Below are 17,810 nucleotides of genomic sequence, written 5' to 3'. Positions count from 1 at the left end.
AGCCTCACGGGGTCGTCGCGATGAACCCCTGACCAGACTTAGACCATGCGTCGCCGCCGGCCGTCAAACATCCTAAAGCCCGGATCAGTCGATCCGGCTGACGATGATCTTGTCGATCCGGCGCCCGTCGAGATCGACCACCTCGAAGCGCCAATGCCCCTTCTCGAAGACCTCGCCGACCACCGGCAGATGGTTGAGCTGCGCCAGCACGAAGCCGGCCACCGTCTGGAAATCGGCGTCGCGCGGGATCGAGATGCCGAGCTCGTGCGAGAACTCGTCGACCTGCATCCAGCCCGCGACCAGCCAGGAGCCGTCGGCGCGCGCCACCAGCGGCGGCTCGTCCTCTTCCTCCTCCTGGAAGGCGCCGATGATCGCCTCCAGCACGTCGCCCGGCGTGATGATGCCCTCGAAATGCCCGTATTCGTCGAAGACCAGCGCCATATGGACACGCGAGGCGCGGATCTCGCGCAGCACCAGCAGGGCCCCGGCCGTGTCCATCACAACAGGCGCCTCGCTCACCAGCCCGCGCAGATCATGCGTGCCGCCATCCGAGAGGAAGTCGATCAGCTCCTTGACCACGACGACGCCGATGATGGCATCCGCCTCGCCATCCTGCACAGGCAGGCGCGAACGGCGCGTGGCGCGCAGCTGCGCGCGGATCTCGTCGGCGCTGTCGGCGAGGTCGATCACCTCGACCTCGCGGCGCGGCGTCATCAGGGCGCGTGCCGAGCGGTCGGCAAGGCGCATCACGCCCGAGATCATCTCGCGCTCGTCGCGCTCCAGCACGCCGGCCGTCTCGGCCTCCGCGATGATGGTCCGGACCTCTTCCTCGGTGACCTTTTCCTCCGGCTCGCCCTTCTGGCCGAGCAGCGCCAGCACCCCCCTCCCCGAAATGTCGAGCAGGAAGACCAGCGGCGCGCCGACCTTGGAGAGCAGCAGCATCGCCGGCGCGACGCGCGACGCCACCCGCTCGGGATCGCGCAGCGCGATCTGCTTGGGAACGAGTTCGCCGATGATCAGCGAGAGATAGGTGATCGCCATGACGACGAGGCCGACGCCGAAACCGTCCGACACCACCTGCGAGAAGCCCTGCTCGAAGAGCCATTCCGACAGGCGGGCGCCGAGAGTCGCACCTGAAAACGCGCCCGAGAGCACGCCGACGAGGGTGATGCCGATCTGGACGGTCGAGAGGAAGCGGCCAGGATTGTCAGCCAGGCGCAGCGCGGTGGTGGCGCCTTTGCTGCCCTGATCGCTGAGAACCTTTAGGCGGGCGGGACGGGAGGAGACAACCGCGAGTTCGGACATGGCGAGCAGACCGTTGATGACGGTCAGGGCCACGACGATCAGAATTTCGGTTAACAAAACCAGTCCGTATCATGCAGGGCCGCAGCGATGGCGGCCTGCTTCTGTGCCCCTTATAGCGGATGTTGTGCCTCTGGCGATGGTGCAGGGCGATTTTTTTGCGAGAAGGACGCGTGATGACGCAGCAAAAGCCCGCTCCCTGGGACCCGGCGGACGCGCCCGCGGACGCGGACCGGCGCCTTCACGCCCCCGCCGCCGCGCGCAACCGGGACGCGATTCTCTCCGTCCTGCGTACGCTGCTGCCGCAGGCGGGAACCGTGCTTGAGATCGCCAGCGGCTCGGGCGAGCACGCCGTCCATTTCGCCCAGGCCCTGCCGGCGCTGCGCTTCCAGCCGAGCGACCCGGCGCCGGAGGCGCTCGACAGCATCGCCGCCTGGACGGCTCAATCAGGCGCGACCAACGTCCTGGCGCCGCTGCTCCTCGACGCCGCTGATCCCGCCTGGCCCGCGACCCTGCCGCCCGGCCCGGCGCCGGCCGCGATCCTCTGCATCAACATGATCCATATCGCGCCCTGGGCGGCGACCGAGGGCCTGTTGCGCGGTGCGGGCGCGCTGCTCCCGGCGGGCGCACAGCTGATCCTCTACGGTCCCTTCCGACGGCCCGGCCGCCCGCTCGAACCCGGCAACGCCGCCTTCGACGAGAGCCTGCGCGAGCGCGACCCGGCCTTCGGCCTGCGCGACCTCGGCGCGGTCACGGCTCTGGCCGTTGAGGCGGGTTTCGCCGAGCCCGAAGTGATCGAGATGCCCGCGAACAATCTCAGCGTGATTCTGAGACGGCTCTAGGCCTGCTCGTCAGCCGGGCCTCGCCTGCATGGTCATCAGCGCCTGCGCCAGGCGTCGGACGCCCTCGGCGAGTTTCGCCGGCTCGTTGAGGGTGAAGTTGATCCGGATGGCGCGGCGGTTCAGGCCCGACGCATCGAATACGCTGCTGGGCGCCACGCAAACGCCTGCGGCCATCGCATGCGGTAGCAGGAGATCGGTATCGAGCGAAGGGTCGCGTGCCGTCGCCCAGACGAACATCCCGCCGACCGGTACCTCCCAGTCGAACCAGCCGCCCAGATGCTCGACCATCGCCCCGCACAGGGCGTCCCGGCGCTCTCGATAGGTGGCGAGGATCCGCGGCTGAACGGTCTCGATCAACCCGACCTCGAGCGCCGCCAGTGCCACGCGCTGCGTCAGCCCGCTCGTGCAGAGGTCGGAGCCCTGCTTGGCCAGGGTCAGAGCCGCGATCATCTCCGGCGCAGCGATGATCCAGCCGATCCGCAATCCCGGTGCGATTTCCTTCGATAGGGTGCCCATATAGATCACCGGACCGTCATAGGGGCCGCTGGGGCGCGAGCGCGCCGACAATTCGAGCATGCGCGGCAGCGGCGCACCGTCATAATGCAACGTGCCGTAGGGATCATCCTCGACCAGCCAAGTCCCGGTCCGGTGAGCCGCATCCACCAGCGCCTGCCGGGCCTCGACCCCGACCAGCCGCCCGGTCGGATTGGAGAAATTCGGCACCGTATAGGCGAACTGCGCGCCGGCCAGCGCGGCGACGGCATCGAACCCGGCATCCTCGATCATGAGGTTGCGGAAGGTCGGCGCACGGGGACGCCAGGCGTCGAGCGCACCGAGATAGGTCGGAAACTGCCCGGCGATCAGACCGCCATCGTCGAGAAGCACCTTGCCGATGAGATCGAGGCCCTGCATCCCGCCCGATGTCACCAGGACATTGGCGCGCGTCAGCGGCAGCGCGTCCGATCCGAACCGGGCGGCCAGCGCATCGCGAAGCTCCGGCAGGCCTTCGACGGGGCCGTAACCCAGCACCTCCTGGGGATGGGCCGCAACGACGTCGCACGCGATCGCCGCGAGCTCGGCGACCGGATAGGTCTCCGCCGCAGGCAACCCGCCCGCCATGTTGATCAGGCCTGGAATGCGTCCTGCCGCGAGGAATGTCCGCGTGATGTCATTGGTCGTCGCGAGCCAGCGGGCGAAGGCGGGACGCGCAGCGATCGGCTGCGAACTCATGATCGGCGTCCGTCCCTCATCTTGAACCTCGAGACCAGCCCAGGCCGATGCGTCGGAACAATCACCAGGCCAAGCTGGTGCGGACGGCGGGGATCGAACCCGCATAGCCTTGCGGCTGAGAGATTTTAAGTCTCTTGCGTCTACCAGTTTCGCCACGTCCGCTTAGGTGGAGAGCGGTAGCTGCCGCAGGCGCGGCACGCAAGCGCCTCGGGTGGCGCGGCGGGTTCTCAGTGGCGCCGCGCCGGCTTGTACCACTCGACGCCGTCGGGATCGACATAAAGGCCTGGCGCGACGTCGGAGCCGATCGCCTTCTGCTGCATCGGCACCCGCACCGTGTCGTCGCGGTCGCCCCGCTTCACATAGGGCGCCCCGTTCGGCGGCGCGCCGTGGTCCTGCCCATGGCCGCGCGAAGCTGCGAGCCCGATCGTACCCTGGCGCCCGGCGACCTTGTCCTGCAGTTCGGTGACGGTGCGCCCGGCGAAGGGCGCGCGCCCAGCGCCCTCGATCACCGGCCAGGCCCGGCGCGCAGCGCCCTCCCCGGCCACCCGCACGCCGATGAAGCGCGGCACATAGGTGGCGCCGCCCTTGCCGAAGCTCTCCCAGCCGCCGGTCGCGATCATCTGCGCGCCGCAGCGCTTGTGGCTGCGCTCGCACAGCGCCCGCGAGGCGTAGCGCGGCGCCTTCTGCTCGAACTCAGCACGGGCGTTGCGATAGGCGAATTCGCATTGCTCCGCCGTCAGGATGCCGCCCGCGATGCATTCGTCGCGGCGCTCATAGACGGGGGCCCGCTCCTGTGCCGAGAGATCGGCCGGCGCCAGGAACAGCAGCGGGGCGAGCGAAGCGGCGCGCAGGGCGACGAGCAGCGGAGCGGCGGAACTGAGCAGAATCATGGGCCGCAGCAACAGCATGATTGTGGCTTTACAGAAGCGAGCGCCGCGACCGGGCGAGTTCGAGCGTGGCGCCATAGTCGATCTTGCCGTTGCCGAGCACGGGGATGGAGTTCGTCACCAGGATCGCACGCGGCACCCAAAGCTCCGGAAAGCCCTGCACCTTGGCCGTCTCCTGAAGCACGCTGCGCTCGGCATTCGGCTTTTCCGTGACGAGCACGAGCTGCTCGCCCTTGCGGGCATCGGGCAGCGCCACGACGACATGGTTGAAGTCCGGCCAGAGCCCGGCGACCATCGATTCGACCGCCGCCAGCGACACCATCTCGCCGCCCAGCTTGGCGAAGCGTTTGGCCCGGCCCTTGATCACCACGAAGCCATCGTCGAGCGTGACGATGTCGCCGGTGTCGTGCCAGCCGCCGTCTGGCGGCAGCAACGTGCCGGGCGCGTCGGCGCTGAGATAGCCCGCCATGATGTTGGGGCCGCGCACGCAGAGCTTGCCGCCCTCATGGATGCCCTCGACCGGCTCCAGCCGCGCCTCGATCCCCGGCAGCAGCCGCCCGACGCTGCCGTCGCGCATCGCCACCGGCGTATTGCAGGCCAGCACCGGCGAACATTCGGTGCAGCCATAGCCTTCGAGGATCGTGGTGCCATAGGGCCCCCACATCCGCCGCGTCTCGGGCTTCACCCGCTCCGCCCCGGCCACGACATAGCGCACGCTCTTGAGGTCGTCGGGGTCCGCAGCGCGGGCGTAACCCTGCAAAAACGTATCGGTGGCGAACAGGAAGGTGCAGCCGGTCTCCCCGATCAGCTTCGGCACCTGCTTGTAATGCAGCGGGCTCGGATAGAGCACGACCTTCATGCCCGAGAGCAGCGGCATCAGCATGCCGGCCGTCAGCCCGAAGGAGTGGAAGGCCGGCAGCGGGTTCATGACGATGTCGCGCTCGGACAGGAAGCCCGCGGCCAGCGCGAAGATCTGCCGCGCGTTGGAAACGAGATTGGCGTGACTCAGCACCACGCCCTTCGGCTTGCCCTCGGTGCCCGAGGTGAACAGGATCACCGCCGCCTCGTCGGGGCCGGCCGCGTGACCGCGATGCACCATACTGGGCGCAAGACTCGACAGCGCGCCCAGCGCCTTGTCGAGGCTGGTAATCTGTTTGCGGACATCTTCGAGATAGATGACCCGCCTGTTCTCACCGAGTGCCTCGAGCTCGTCCTCGAGCTTGGCCTGGTCGACGAAGCGCCGCGAGGTGACGATGGTTTTCAGCTCGGCGAGTTCGCCCGCCGCCCGCAGATTCTTGACGCCGGCGGTGAAGTTCAAAAGCGCCGGCACGCGGCCGAAGGCTGAGAGCCCAAACAGCGTCACTGCGAGCGCCTGCACATTCGGCAGCAGCACGCCGACATGCTCTTTCGGCTGTGTGAAGCCGGCGAGCTTGCGGCCGAGCACCAGCGCGCCCAGCACCAGGTTGCCATAACTCAGCGGCTTGCGCTCGGCATCCTCGACCGCGACGCGGCCCTTGCCATGGCGCGAGACGGCCTGCAGCAGGGCTGTGAACAGGGTGATCCTTGCACCCGCGGCGTCGAAGACGGGCAGGTTTCGTTCGGTGTCGGCCATGCTTGGCTCGGCTCCCGGCTGGCGTTTCCTCTTGCCTTTCTAACTAAGCCGATCCGCAGCCGTTGCAATGACGCGCTGCCAGCCGCCCCGCCGGCGCCATCAGCCGAAGGCGCCGATCTCATGCTGGATCGCGCCCGAAATCTCGCGCAGCAGTTCGAACAGCGCCTGCATCGGCGCGATCACGTCGCGATGCAGCGCCTCATAGGTGCCGGTTTCGCGTGGGCCCGGCGGCTCGCCGAAATCGAGCCCGATGGTCGGGTCGGGCCGCAGCGGGAAGATGTCCGCCAGCATCGCCAGGCAGGCGGGCACGTCGAGCCGCAGCAGCCGCTCGACCAGCACCTCGCGGGTGATGCCGGCATGGGGCCGGAAATCCGGGATATGGCTAGCGCGCAGCCAGATGCCGTGCATCGCCGCCAGCCGCAGCGCATGCAGCGCCACCAGCCGCGGCGGCATTTCGGGAACGTCGGGCGCAGCCGCCTTCAGCTTCAGCGCATCCGAGGAGAGCCGCCAGAAAAGGCTGCGCAGCGAAGGCGCGAGATCGAGCCGCGACAGCGCCTCGCCGACGGCGAGCAGCTCGTCTCGCCGGCCCTCGCGCACCGTGCGCCGCGCCCGGTCGAACCAGCTGCCGGGGTCGAGCGAGTCGAGATAGGCGCGCAGCACGTCGAGATCGCTCGCCGCCAACGCATGCTCCGCCAAGCGATAGGCCCGGTCGAAGCGGTCGGAACGCTCGCGCATCGCGTTGAACAGGTCGGGCGCGCGCGCCGCCGCCTGGCCGATGCCATGGACGCTGTTGGCGAGCCAGCCGAGCTGCTGCAGGATCGCGTTGTTGGGAATGGCGCGCAATTCGCGCGGATGGCGGATGCGCGTCGGCCCGCCGGCATCGCTCTGGCGCGCGGCGGGACGCGAGCCGGTCTTGTCGAGCAGCGAGGGGCCGAAGGTGCCGATCAGCGCGGCATAGCCGGGGTCGTCGACCAGCGTCGTCATCTCCTCGCGCACGGTCTGAAAGAACTCGCTGGCGAAATCGGGCTCGTCATAGATCGGGTCGGCGACGCCCTCGGCCACCGGCACCAGCACCGCCTCCGCGATGCGCCCGACGGTCGCCGCTGCCAGCTGCGGCGTGCCGAACATCAGATAGCCGTCGCTGCCCTGGAAGCTGGTCTCGCGCACGGTGCGCAGCCCGGCCTTGGCGAAAGCCGCGCGCGCCCAGGCGGGCTCGAGATAGGCCAGCCGGTCGGCTAGGCTGCCGGGATGGGCGCCGCGCCCGGCGGATTCGCCATGGGTGTCGAAGATGACAAGCTCGACCTCGGCGAGATCGTAGCGGCGCAACAGCTCGCAGATCCGGATGCGCAGCCGCTCGATCCAGAAGGTGGCTGCGACCTGCCCGATATAGCGGCCGGAATCGGAATAGCCGAACTGGACGCAGAAACGGCCATGGCGCTTGAGATAGGCGCGGAAATGCGGGCTGCGCAGCGCCTCGTCGATAATGCGCGGCCCCTGTTCCAGCGCATCCGCCGTCTCGAACAGCGGCGAGATCTCGACGCGGTCGGCGATGCCGAAGCGGCTGGCGAGCCAGAGCGCACACAGCAGCGTGTAGCCCGTCTCGGTCTCGGCGACGAGGAAGCGCACCGCCTTGGTGCCATCCACATGCTTCACGATCTGCGCGATCGTCATCAGCATCCGCGTCGCCGAGGCGCGCTCGGCCGCCAGAGCGCCGAAATCGACCGCAATCGGCGCGACCTTGGCCAGCAGCCCGTTCACCGCCGAGAGGAAGGCGCGCCGCTGCGCCGGCTGCGTCGGCTCCTCGTCGAGCGGGATCACGCCGCGCATGGCGTTGTGGAGCTGCGAGGCGTTGAGCCGGAAATGCGGCAGCGCGATCGAGACGCCATGGGCGACGCAGCCGGCCTTGACCAGGCAGAGCGCCATCGTCGTGTCGTCATCGGCAGACAGCGCGATAGCCTCATCGAGCGCCGCGATCAGGCGCGACGCCTCCGGCAGCGCCGCCTCGCGCTCGTTGACCAGCGCCAGCGCAAAAGCCTGCAGCGCCGGCAAGGCGGGCTGCGTCGTGATCGGCGGCGCCAGCGCCAGCTGCCGCTCCACCGCCGCCAGCGCCGTGCCGACAAGCTCGCGCACGGCCACCGTCGCCGGCACCACCGGCAGCTTTTCGAGGATGCGCGCGAACTGCCCCTGCTTCGATTCCAGCCGATAGCGCAGCGTGTCCCACCAGCCGATATCGGTGCGCCCGTCGGTGTCGCAGCCGACCCAGGAGGCAAGGATCACCGGGCACGGCGCCAGCCCGTGCCAGCCTTCGGGCGAGAGCGACCGCGCGCCGCGCAGCAGCGCGGCGTTCAGGTGGTCGATAGCGTCGCGGGCATGGCGCACGGCATAGCGCGCCTGCTCGAACTCGTCCTGCAGCGTGATCCGCCCGTCGGGCCGAAAGGACAGCGCCGCATCGTCGATCACCGCCTCGCCGCCCGCCTCCCCGCTGGCCTGCGCGGCGAGCGCATGGGCGAGCCTGCGGCTCATGCCGAAGGTCGGATGCGCCGTGAAGACGGCCGCAAAGCGCAACCGCTCGACGGAGTCGCGATATTGCGCCAGCGGATCGGCCGCGTCGGTCGCAGCCTCGACTAGCGTGCCGGCGAGCGTGGCAAACGCGGCCTCGCCGTCGCCCGCCAGCCCGACATAGGCCGCGAGCCGCCCCGCCCGCTGACGCAGCGCCTCACGCCCCAGCCGCCGCACCAGCCCGCAGGCCGCCTCGACATCGAGCTCGCCGCGGTCCATCCGCCGCGTCAGCCACAGCGTCACGCGCAGGACCGGGTTGCCGAACGGGTCCTCGCGCGCATCGCCCCGGGCCTGGGCGATCTCGGCCATCAGCCGCGCGGCCAGCGCCGCCTCGTCCCCGATCACGCTCTCGACCCCGTCATTCATCGCGCAGCCCTCCCGGAATCAGCCGAGGCAAGTTTCAGACCGGCAAGGTTCAGACCGGAAGGGTAGGACCGCGCAAGGCGGCACGGCATGGCTCTTGCTGGCGAAGCGAGCCCATCTTGCCGGCCGTGCCCAGCCTGCGATGATCGCCTGCGCCACCTTGCCCATGCCTGTCCGGAGAAGCCGATGCCCGCTCTGTCCGCCGCCGCAGCCGGCCTGCCCGAGCCTGACGCCGCCACGTCCATCGTCCTGCCCGCACGCCCCGAGCCGCTGCGCTTGGATCCGGGCCGCACCGCGCTGATCGTCGTCGACATGCAGAACGCCTATGCCTCGGCGGGCGGCTATATCGACCTCGCCGGCTTCGACATCACCGGCACGCCGGCCGTGATCCGACAGGTCGCGCTGGCGGCCGAGGCCGCCCGCAAGGCCGGCATCCCGGTGATCTTCCTGCAGAACGGGTGGGACGCGGAGTATCGCGAGGCCGGCGGGCCCGGCTCGCCCAACTGGCACAAGTCGAACGCGCTGAAGACGATGCGCCGCAAGCCGGAACTCAACGGCAAGCTGCTGGCCAAGGGCGGCTGGGACTATGCCATCGTCGATGCGCTGACACCGCAGCCGGGCGATCTCGTCGTGCCCAAGCCGCGCTACAGCGTCTTCTTCAACACCAACATCGACAGCCTTCTGCGGGCACGCGGCATCCGCAATCTCGTCTTCACCGGCATCGCCACCAATGTCTGCGTCGAATCCTCGCTGCGCGACGCCTTCCACCTCGAATATTTCGGCGTCGTGCTGGAAGACGCCACCCATGCGGCCGGGCCGGACTTTGCCCAGAAGGCTGCGATCTACAATATCGAGACCTTCTTTGGCTGGGTCTCGACCGTCGCCGATTTCGCCGGCGCAGTCGGGCAGCAGCCGCCCGCCTGAGCACCCGCCCCGCGCCGCCCCGCCTGCCCGAAAGCGAGCCCGCCATGCCTGCCGTCGACACCCAAGCCTTCCTGCGTGATCTCTACGAGCTGCGCGGCATCGGCACCTTCAAGTCCGGCGTCCACCGCCCGACCTATTCCCCGCAGGACATGGAAGCCCGCCGCTGGCTGATGGCCAAGCTGGCCGAATGCGGGCTGGAGGCCTCGATCGACGGCATCGGCAATGTCTATGGCCGCCATCCCGGCCCGGGCCCGCATCTGCTCGTCGGCAGCCACATCGAATCGCAGAACGAGGCCGGCTGGCTCGACGGCGCGCTCGGCGTCGTGGCCGGCATCGCGCTCGCTCGGGCCGGCCTGCCGGTCGATGTCTGCGCCTTCGCCGACGAGGAGGGTCATTTCAGCCTCAGCCTGCCCGGCAGCCGCTCGATGATCGGCGATCTCAGCGAGGAGGCGATCGACGGCGCCCGCAACCGCACCGACCGCACGCCGCTGCGCGAGGCCCTGCGCGCCGCCGGACTCGAAGGCCTGCCGCGCCGACAGCTCGAGATCGGCCGCTACAGGGGCTATTACGAGATGCATATCGAGCAGGGCACGCAGCTCGAGCAGGCGGCCTTGAGGATCGGCGTCGTCACCGGCATCGTCGCGATCTGGCAGTGGCGCATCGTCGTCGAGGGCCAGCAGGACCATGCCGGCGGCACCACCATGGCCGAACGCCGCGATGCGGGCCTGAGCGCGGTGAGGCTGCTCGCAGCCATCGACGCCGAGTTCCCGCGCCTCGTCGGCGAGCGCACGACCTGGACCACAGGCCGCTTCCGGCTCGAGCCCGACGCCCCCAACATTATTCCCGGCCGGGCCGAAATCCTGTTCCAGTTCCGCGACGTCTCGGTGGCGGTGCTGGAGCGGCTGGAGGCCGGGCTGAGGTCGCTGGTGCAGGAAGCCAACCGCCGCGAGCGCTGCAGGATCACGCTCTCCTCGGTTTCCAAGGCGGTGCCGGCGCTCTGCGACCCCGCCATGATGCAGGCCCTCTCAGACGCGGCCGAGGCCTTTGCGCCCGGCGCTTGGCAGACCATGCCGTCCGGCGCCGGCCATGACGCGCAGGTCATCGCCCGCAAGATGCCAGCCTCGATGCTGTTCGTGCCCTCGATCGGCGGCATTTCGCATCACTGGACCGAGGACACGAAGGACGAGGACCTCGCCTTGGGCATCCAGGTCCTGCACGGCGCGGCAGCGCGTTTTCTGGCGGGATAGCGCTCCGACCCACCGCGCGGTTGGCGTCGCGCTCGTCACCAGCAGCTCATCAGCCCGGGGCCCGGCTCACCCTTCCAGCGGCGTGGCCGTGTCGTCCCCCGTGGCCTTGTGCATGAAGGCCGGCAGGATCTCGGGCTTCTTGCCGGCCGAGAGGGGCGAAACATACGCCGTGTCGCCCTTTCGTTTCAGGAAATCCGCCTTCGCGGCCGCCAGCAAAGCGGGCATGGTCATCAGGTCATGACCGAAACCGGCGAGAATCTTGGCAGTGTCCAGAGACGCCTTGTCCCCGATCGACATGCCGCCACACGCCGTCACGGGCCATGTGTGCAGGCCGACGCCCAGGGGCAGCGAGGGCCAGCCGAACAGCACGGTCGGCACCACCCAGCTGATGTCGCCGACATCGGTTCCACCGCCGGTCGTGATCTCGCCCAGCACGGGCAGCACCTTCGTCGCCATGCCCTTTTCCGGAACGCCCATGGCGGCCTGGCACGTGCGGGCGAAAACCTGTTCCTCTTCAGTCCAGTCGAGCCCCACCGCCGTCATGTGGGCATGGATGCCGTTGATCAGCGTCGCATTGGGCAGGAGGTCCGACACACCGAAGAAGACGTCGAACTCAGCCTTGGTCTGCGTTGCCATGGCCGCACCATCGGCGATCTGCCGGGCCCATTCCGTCATGGCCGCCACGTTGGGGCGATCCTTGTCGCGGATCATGAGCCAGATCTTGGCAAAATCCGGCACGACGTTGGGCGCCACGCCGGCCGCCTCGTAGACATAGTGCAGGCGCGCCGTCGGCAGCACATGCTCGCGCATCAGGTTGATGGCATGGCCGAACAGCTCTGCCGCATCGACGGCCGAGCGACCCTCCCAGGGTGAATTGCCCGCATGAGCTGTCCGACCGCGGAACGTGATGCGGATGCCGTTGTTCGCAGCCGTCCGGACCGAGCCTGTCGCGGCGATCGGCGCCGGGTGCCAGGCCAGGGCCGCATCCACGTCCCCAAACAGACCGTCACGCACCATATAGACTTTGACGCCCTGCGATTCTTCGGCGGCGCAGCCATAGACACGGACCGTTCCCGGCGTTCCATCGGCCTTCATCATCCGCTTCAGCGCAAAAGCGGCGCCCGTGCAGCCCGCGCCGATCAGATTGTGGCCGCAGGCATGACCGACCTCGGCGCCGGTCGGGCCGAGCGTCTGGCGCGGTTCGGCTGCATTGCCCAGCCCGGGAAGCGCGTCGTACTCCGGCAGATAGGCGATCACCGGCCCGCCGGTCCCTTGCCTCCATTCCGCGATGAAGGCGGTCGGATAGCCTGAGGTGTTCCGGCTGGTGATGGTGAAACCTTCAGCCTCAAGTTCCCGGACATGGATCGCGCAGGACTTGACTTCCTGCCTTGACAGCTCCGGATTGGCCCAAACCTCGCGCGAGATCCGCAGGATGGCAGGCCTGACCTCCGTCACGGCCTTCGCCGCGGCAGAGGCCGAAGGAGGCGGCGCGGCACTGGCTGCTGCCGTCGTCGATCCCGAACCGGCCTGAGCCAGAACAACCGGGGTGGATGCGGCCAAGGCGCCAGCGCCGCCGGCCGCACCTGCGGCAAGGACCACGCGGCGGCTCGGTCCCGTCTGCGGGTCGTCGGGTCCAGGGATCATCGCGCCCTCGGACTGGTCTGTGTTGGCTCAGAGGTCAGCATCCGACATCCCCCCAACGGCGAGCCCGCCTAGCCAGCCACCTGGAAACACGGCGCCGCCGATGATTTTGACGCCGGGCTCTCGATCACTCTTTACCATGGGGAAGACCGATTGTCGCGGCCCGGCCATCGGTGGTGGGTCCCATCTCCGCTCGCCGCGCCGGGGGGCGTTGCGCCAACCCTCTTGCCCGGCATCCACCCCGCACACATAGGAGCCAGCGCCCTTCGGTGAACGCGCTTGCGGCCGCCCCTCCTGCGAAAGCCCCTCGTGACAGACCTCGCCTCTCCCGCCGCCGCCCTCGCGCGTCGCCGCCTCTGGCTCGGCATCGGCTGCGGCCTGCTGACCAGCCTGATCTGGGGCGTGCAGTCCGTGGTCTCGCGCCAGTCGGTGGCGGATGGGCTGAGCGCGGCCGACGTCACCATCCTGCGCTTCGTCGTGGCGTCGCTCATCCTTCTGCCACTCGCGCGGCGGCGGATGCGGCCCTTTCCGGTCGGCGCGCTCGGCTGGCGGCGGGCGCTGATCCTGACCGCGCTCGCGGGCGCACCCTATGCTCTCGTCCTCGTCGGCGGCGCGACCTTCGCCCCGGCGCTGCACGCCTCGGTGATCGTGCCCGGCCTGATCCCGGTGATGACGGTGGCGCTGGCCTTCCTCGTGCTGGGCGAGAGGCCGGGGCCGCTGCGGCTGCTCGGCCTCGCGCTGGTGCTGGCCGGCATCGGCGCCTTCGGCTGGCAGGCCTTCGGGGAATCGGGCGCCGGGGCCAATGCCTGGATCGGCGATCTCTTCTTCGTCACCAATGCGGTGATGTGGTCGGTCTTCGGGCTTCTGGCCCTGCGCTGGCGGACGGACGCGATCGACGTCACCATCGCGACCTGCCTGCTCTCGCTGCTGATCCTGCCGGTGTTCGCGGCTACCATGCCGATCCGGCTCGGCGAGGTCGCCTGGTCGGCGATCGCGCTGCAGGCGCTCTATCAGGGCGCGCTGGTCGGCGTCGGCGCGCTGTTTCTCTACACCAAGTCGGTCGAACTGCTGGGCGCCGGGCGCGCGACGCTGTTCTTGCCGCTCAACCCGGTCGTCACCGCGCTCGCCGCGATCCTGCTGCTCGGCGAATATCCCTCCCCCATCGAGGTCGCCGGCATAGTGCTGGTGATCGCCGGCATGAGCGTAGCGCTGCGGGCGCGATAAGGCAGACGCGTCAGCGCCGGCCGATCCAGCGGCGCACCCGGCCGCGATAGGCCAGCCAGGCCGGCCCGAACAGCGCCTCGAGATGGCGCTCCTCGCGCGCGATGGCGAGCTTCAGCACCAGGACCGCGGCGACGAGCCCGGTCACGATCAGCCAGAGATTACCGAAGCCGAGGCCGGCCCCGACCATCATCAGGGTGTTGCCGAAGTAGATCGGGTTGCGGCTGATCGCGAAGGGCCCGCTCTCGACCAGCGCGGTCGCGGCGCGATGCGGCAGGATGTTGGCCCGCGCCCTTGCCATCGTCGCCATCGCGGAGAGGTCGAAGCCGGCGCCGACCGCCAGCAGCATCCAGCCCAGGGGGCCGAGCCAGCCCGCAAGCGCGCCGTCAGCCGCGGGATACGGCAGCGGCAGCAGCCTCTGCAGCGCCATCGCCACCAGGATCGCCCCGCCATAGAGTAGGGGCGGCCAGGGAATGCGGTTGGGCCGGTCCGTCGCTGCGTCGATCATCGCGATCTCCTCGAGACGGTGGCGGCCGGCCCGCCCTCTGCCCTGGTGATCCTCAGCCCTTGTGATCCTTGGCGATGGGCTCGACATAAGCCAGCCCCATATCCCAGGGGAAATAGATCCAGGTGTCCTGGCTGACCTCGGTGACGAAGGTGTCGACGGTCGGCACGCCGGCGGGCTTGGCGTAGACCGTGGCGAAATGGGCGTTGGGCAGCATCTCGCGCACGACGCGGGCCGTCTTGCCGGTGTCGGTGAGGTCGTCGACGACGAGCACGCCCTTGCCCTTGCCGTCGCCGATCGCCTTGATCGAGGGGGCGACGTCCTTGAGGACCTTGAGCTCGGTCTGGTTCTTGTAGTCGTGATAGCTGGCGACGCAGACCGTCTCGATCAGGCGCAGGCCGAGTTCCCGGCAGATGATGGCCGCCGGCACCAGCCCGCCACGGGTGATGCAGACGATGGCCTCGAAGGGCCCCTTCTCCGCCAGCCGCCAGGCGAGCGCCCGCGCGTCGCGGTGGAACTGGTCCCAGGAGACAGGAAAGGCCTTGTTGGAGGTCGGCTCGGCCATGGGTCTGGGCTCCGGATGTGGCGGAAAGGCAGCGTTGCCCGACGGCAAAACCCTATCGCCGCGCCGCTGGCAAGAGGGATTGCCCGCGCAATCCCCCGAAAGCCGGCGACCCTCGCCTCAGAATTCCGACCAGCCCGACGCCGCACCGCCTCCGGCCGCACGTCGCGCGGGCGGATGTGCCCCGGCGGCGCGCCTTGGCGCGGGCGCAGCCGCGCGCGGCGCCACAGTCGCGCTGCGCTCGGGCGCAGCCTGCCATGAGCCGGCATCGGCACGCGACGAGAGCGCTGGTGCCGCGCTGGCGTCGAGCGTGAAGGTCGCCACCATGCTGGTCAGTTCCGTCGTGTCGCGCCGCAGATCCTGCGCGACCTTGGCGCTCTGGTCGGCCAGCATCGCGTTCTGCTGCGTCAGCTCGTCCATATGGGCGACGGTACGCGCCATCTCCTCGATGCCACTCGACTGCTCGCTGGTCGCGGCCGAAATCTCCTGGACCGTGTTGGCGACCTTGGACGCTGCGGTGACGATCTCGCCCAGCGTGGTGCCGGCATCCTTGACCAGCCCGACACCGGCCTGGATCTGCTGGGTCGAGTTGGCGATGAGTGCCTTCACGCCATTGGCGGATTCGCTGCAGCGGGCGGCCAGCGCCCGAACCTCGGATGCGACGACGGCAAAGCCGCGCCCGGCATCACCCGCCCTTGCCGCCTCGACGGCGGCGTTGAGCGCCAGCAGATTGGTCTGGAAGGCGATCTCGTCGATCATCGAGATGATCTCGGAGATGCCCGACGACGCCGCCTCGATCCGCCCCATGGCGCCGACGGCTTCGGTCACGATGGCGCCGCCGCGGGCCGCGACCTGGCTCGCCTCCTGTCCGAGCGCGACCGCCATGCGCGAATGACCGGCGCTGGTCTTGACCGAAGCGGCCAGTTCCTCGGTCGTGGCGGCGGTTTCCTGGAGGCTCGACGCATTGGCTTCGGTTCGCTCGGCCAACTGGCTGCTGTCGGACGAGATCCGCACGGATGCAGCGTCGATCCGGGCGGAGATGTCGCGCACCATGCCGACCACGCCCGCAAGCGTATCGAGCAGATCGTTGACACCGCCGCAGAGGACCGCGACCTCGCCGACCTTCCCCGCCAGGTTGACGCGGCCCGTCAGGTCCCGATTCTTCGCGCGGGCGATGACGTCGCCGGTCTCCCGCACGGCATCCTCGAGCTGCTGGCCCTTGTGGCTGGCGGTGATGTCGGTGGCGAACTTGACGACCTTGTAGGGGCGACCGCGCGCATCCAGGATCGGGTTGTAGCTCGCCTGGATCCAGACCTCGCGCCCGCCCTTGGCGATCCGGCGGTACTGCGCGGCGGCGTATTCGCCGCGCGCGAGCTGCTCCCAGAAGGTTTTGTAGCCCGGCGCCTCGCGCTCGACGGGGTCGACGAACATGCGATGATGCTGGCCGACGATCTCGGGCAGCTTGTAACCCACCACCGAGAGAAAGTTCTCGTTGGCCCTGAGAATCTTGCCGGTCAGGTCGAACTCGATGACCGCCTGCGCCTTGCTGATCGCCGCGTTCTGGCTTTCGAGGTCGGCCATGCGGTTCTTCTGCTCGGTGATGTCGAAGGCGTATTTGATGACGCCGACCGGCTGGCCGCCGGCCCCGAGAATCGGGTTGTAGCTCGCCCGCAGCCAGATTTCCCGACCGCCCTTGCCGATGCGCAGGAACTCGCCGCTGCGGAACTCGCCGCGCCCGAGATCGGCCCAGAGCTCGGTATAGGCGGGCGTTCCGGCCTCGCCCGGCGACATGAACATGCGGTGCTGGCGGCCCTGGATCTCGTCCAGGGAATAGCCGGTCGCACTCAGGAAGTTCGCGTTGGCGGCGAGAATCTTGCCGTTGAGGTCGAACTCGATCACCGCCTGCGAGCGATCGATGGCTGCAGCCTGCGCGGCAAGACGGCCGCCTGCGAGCACGTTCCTGAACAGTCCCATCCAACGTCCCCTGATAACGACCGCGTCCATGGCGCGCGGCATCGACCGACCCTCGAACCGGCGGGCGCGAGGAATGAGCATGCCGTAACGTCATATATCACGCAGGCCGCATACCGTTACGTAATAGGATTTGGTTGACGATTCGTTGACGCAGGCAAGAGAGCGTTTAACGAACGAAAACGTCAGATTAGCCCAGTAAAGGGCGCGCTTCACAACGATCAGGGAAGGCCGGTAGTCAGTTTGGGCATCGAACAGGACCAACGGAGTTCGGCGTCGCCAATCCGAACCTCCGCCGTGCCCCCGTCGTTACGCTCAGGCCCTGAGTGTCGCGATCATCGCTTTCACGGCGTCCATCGCGGTCGCCAGCGCAACGGGATCGCGCGTCGCGGCGGAATTGGTCCTGGGAGACAGGAAAGCCCTTGTTGGAGGTCGGCTCGGCCGTGGCGGGATTCCGGCGAAAACTGGCACTGCTTCCGCAAGGCCCTTCTGCGTACGATAGCTAAGCCTAGCGGGGTGTCATTCCCCAAAGAGGTTGTGACCGAGGCGTCCGCGTAACCCTGCAGGCTTGGCGTCGACCATAGGCCTGCCTTTCTCAGTAGAGTTCCATTCCGCAGCAGGACAATCTATCATTGCATCAGACTACCATGCCGCAATGCTAGGTCTCTCATGTGGCCGACTCGATTCTCCGGTTTTCGCCTTCAGGCAGGGCTGCTAGTCGGCGTCACTGGCGCATGGGGACTCGCGAAAGGCGTTGCGAACGGCGCACTGAATTGGGGAATTCTGGACCTCTATCTGAACGACGCTTCGACACTCGTCACTTTCGCAGACAAGCCGGCAGCCTTTCTCTTCATGTTAGGTTTTTATCTCTTGCTGCTGGTCCACGGAACGCTTGAAGTCGTCCGCATGGCGGCAGTTCTCTTCGACAAGATCAAGTGAGGCCA

General features: G+C 68.6%; 14 protein-coding genes and 1 tRNA gene. 5 read left to right on the top strand and 10 right to left on the bottom strand.

Features of this window, described 5'->3' with window-relative positions:
- Positions 1-84 precede the first annotated feature (84 nt).
- Positions 85-1,347: a hemolysin family protein gene (locus ABIE41_RS13905; protein ID WP_192642770.1), complete on the bottom strand. Its 1,263-nt coding sequence runs from the start codon at positions 1,345-1,347 to the stop codon at positions 85-87.
- 131 nt (positions 1,348-1,478) lie between these two features.
- Between ABIE41_RS13905 and ABIE41_RS13900 the strand changes: the two genes are divergently transcribed.
- Positions 1,479-2,144 carry a DUF938 domain-containing protein gene (locus tag ABIE41_RS13900; RefSeq protein ID WP_192640985.1) on the top strand — a complete coding sequence of 222 codons (666 nt, stop codon included), beginning with the start codon at positions 1,479-1,481 and terminating at the stop codon, positions 2,142-2,144.
- A 9-nt stretch (positions 2,145-2,153) separates the two neighbouring features.
- On the opposite strand, the gene ABIE41_RS13895 is transcribed toward ABIE41_RS13900, so the two are convergent.
- From ABIE41_RS13895 to ABIE41_RS13875, 5 genes are all read right to left on the bottom strand, one after another.
- Positions 2,154-3,374, bottom strand: a complete 1,221-nt coding sequence (locus ABIE41_RS13895; RefSeq protein WP_192640984.1) for an aminotransferase-like domain-containing protein — start codon at positions 3,372-3,374, stop codon at positions 2,154-2,156.
- 75 nt (positions 3,375-3,449) lie between these two features.
- A tRNA-Leu gene (locus ABIE41_RS13890) sits at positions 3,450-3,536 on the bottom strand.
- 65 nt (positions 3,537-3,601) lie between these two features.
- Positions 3,602-4,264, bottom strand: a complete 663-nt coding sequence (locus ABIE41_RS13885) for a DUF1190 domain-containing protein (RefSeq protein WP_192640983.1) — start codon at positions 4,262-4,264, stop codon at positions 3,602-3,604.
- A gap of 28 nt (positions 4,265-4,292) precedes the next feature.
- A complete protein-coding gene (locus ABIE41_RS13880; RefSeq protein WP_354192259.1) occupies positions 4,293-5,873 on the bottom strand; it encodes an AMP-binding protein in 1,581 nt (526 codons plus the stop codon).
- A gap of 99 nt (positions 5,874-5,972) precedes the next feature.
- Positions 5,973-8,798 carry a phosphoenolpyruvate carboxylase gene (locus ABIE41_RS13875; protein WP_192640982.1) on the bottom strand — a complete coding sequence of 942 codons (2,826 nt, stop codon included), beginning with the start codon at positions 8,796-8,798 and terminating at the stop codon, positions 5,973-5,975.
- 183 nt (positions 8,799-8,981) lie between these two features.
- Between ABIE41_RS13875 and rutB the strand changes: the two genes are divergently transcribed.
- Complete coding sequence (gene rutB / locus ABIE41_RS13870) at positions 8,982-9,719, top strand: pyrimidine utilization protein B (protein WP_192640981.1); 738 nt, start codon at positions 8,982-8,984, stop codon at positions 9,717-9,719.
- 44 nt (positions 9,720-9,763) lie between these two features.
- Positions 9,764-10,966, top strand: coding sequence for a Zn-dependent hydrolase (locus tag ABIE41_RS13865; RefSeq protein ID WP_192640980.1), 1,203 nt, complete (start codon positions 9,764-9,766; stop codon positions 10,964-10,966).
- Positions 10,967-11,032: 66 nt separating this feature from the next.
- On the opposite strand, the gene ABIE41_RS13860 is transcribed toward ABIE41_RS13865, so the two are convergent.
- Positions 11,033-12,421 (bottom strand): amidohydrolase, encoded by a 1,389-nt coding sequence (locus ABIE41_RS13860; protein ID WP_354192256.1) that lies wholly within the window; start codon positions 12,419-12,421, stop codon positions 11,033-11,035.
- A gap of 495 nt (positions 12,422-12,916) precedes the next feature.
- Between ABIE41_RS13860 and ABIE41_RS13855 the strand changes: the two genes are divergently transcribed.
- Positions 12,917-13,831, top strand: a complete 915-nt coding sequence (locus tag ABIE41_RS13855) for a DMT family transporter (protein ID WP_192640978.1) — start codon at positions 12,917-12,919, stop codon at positions 13,829-13,831.
- A 10-nt stretch (positions 13,832-13,841) separates the two neighbouring features.
- Here the strand turns inward: ABIE41_RS13855 and ABIE41_RS13850 are convergent, their stop codons facing one another.
- The 3 genes from ABIE41_RS13850 to ABIE41_RS13840 form a co-directional block, all read right to left on the bottom strand.
- On the bottom strand, positions 13,842-14,336 hold the full coding sequence (locus tag ABIE41_RS13850) for a methyltransferase family protein (RefSeq protein WP_192640977.1): 495 nt from the start codon (positions 14,334-14,336) through the stop codon (positions 13,842-13,844).
- Between the two features lie 52 nt (positions 14,337-14,388).
- Complete coding sequence (gene gpt, locus ABIE41_RS13845; RefSeq protein WP_192640976.1) at positions 14,389-14,898, bottom strand: xanthine phosphoribosyltransferase; 510 nt, start codon at positions 14,896-14,898, stop codon at positions 14,389-14,391.
- 117 nt (positions 14,899-15,015) lie between these two features.
- A complete protein-coding gene (locus ABIE41_RS13840) occupies positions 15,016-16,869 on the bottom strand; it encodes a methyl-accepting chemotaxis protein (RefSeq protein WP_192640975.1) in 1,854 nt (617 codons plus the stop codon).
- 666 nt (positions 16,870-17,535) lie between these two features.
- On the opposite strand from ABIE41_RS13840, the gene ABIE41_RS13835 reads away from it, so the two are divergent.
- The gene (locus tag ABIE41_RS13835) at positions 17,536-17,805 is read left to right on the top strand and encodes a hypothetical protein (RefSeq protein WP_192640974.1); all 270 of its coding nucleotides are present in this window, start codon (positions 17,536-17,538) and stop codon (positions 17,803-17,805) included.
- Positions 17,806-17,810: the final 5 nt, after the last annotated feature.

Source organism: Bosea sp. OAE506 (assembly GCF_040546595.1).
Lineage (GTDB): Bacteria > Pseudomonadota > Alphaproteobacteria > Rhizobiales > Beijerinckiaceae > Allobosea.
Note: the sequence above shows the minus strand (reverse complement) of the source record. Positions and strands in the feature narration are given on the sequence as shown.